Below are 842 nucleotides of genomic sequence, written 5' to 3'. Positions count from 1 at the left end.
GCACGCGGTGAGCGCCCTGGCCATCACCGGCGGCGACACCCCGCCCCCGGCCCGCATCGTGCTGCTGTCCGACGGCGGGGAGAACAAGCCGTCCAATCCCAGCGACCCGCACGACGGGGCCTACACGGCGGCGCGGCTGGCCCGGGACGAGGGCGTGCCCATCTCGACGATCTCGTTCGGCACCAAGACCGGCGAGATCGAGATGGACGGGCAGCGCGTCGCCGTCCCGGTCTCGACGGACCAGATGAAGACCATCGCCAAGCTTTCCGGCGGGCAGTCCTACACCGCCAGCAACATCGCCGAGCTCAACAAGAGCTACAACGCGATCGAGAAGGACATCGGCTATCGCACCGTGGCGGGGCCAGCCTGGCCTGGATGCTGCTGGGGGCGGTCGCCTTGGCGAGCGCGATCCTGGCCGGCCTGTTCCTGAACCGCCGGCTGCCGTCCTGAGCGATCAGACCGGCAGCCGCCGGTTGATCAGCAGCGCCAACGCCGTCGCGATCAGGGCGGTGATCACGCCCAGGCGCAGCCACCCGGCGCTGCCCGGCCCCGCCACGGTGCGATAGCCGATGTCCTTCTCGATCGCGTTGTAGCTCTTGTTGAGCTCGGCGATGTTGCTGGCGGTGTAGGACTGCCCGCCGGAAAGCTTGGCGATGGTCTTCATCTGGTCCGTCGAGACCGGGACGGCGACGCGCTGCCCGTCCATCTCGATCTCGCCGGTCTTGGTGCCGAACGAGATCGTCGAGATGGGCACGCCCTCGTCCCGGGCCAGCCGCGCCGCCGTGTAGGCCCCGTCGTGCGGGTCGCTGGGATTGGACGGCTTGTTCTCCCCGCCGTCGGAC

Annotated in this window: 2 pseudogenes; one reads left to right on the top strand and one right to left on the bottom strand. The window is 69.7% G+C overall.

The window, feature by feature from the left end:
* Nucleotides 1-450 (top strand): annotated as a pseudogene (locus A5681_RS27420) (hypothetical protein); the annotation flags it as partial.
* Between the two features lie 4 nt (nt 451-454).
* On the opposite strand, the pseudogene A5681_RS12115 reads toward A5681_RS27420, so the two are convergent.
* A pseudogene (locus A5681_RS12115) lies at nt 455-842 on the bottom strand (hypothetical protein); the annotation flags it as partial.

Source organism: Mycobacterium scrofulaceum, assembly GCF_001667885.1.
GTDB lineage: Bacteria > Actinomycetota > Actinomycetes > Mycobacteriales > Mycobacteriaceae > Mycobacterium > Mycobacterium scrofulaceum_C.
This window is presented reverse-complemented; position numbering and strand designations above follow the sequence as displayed.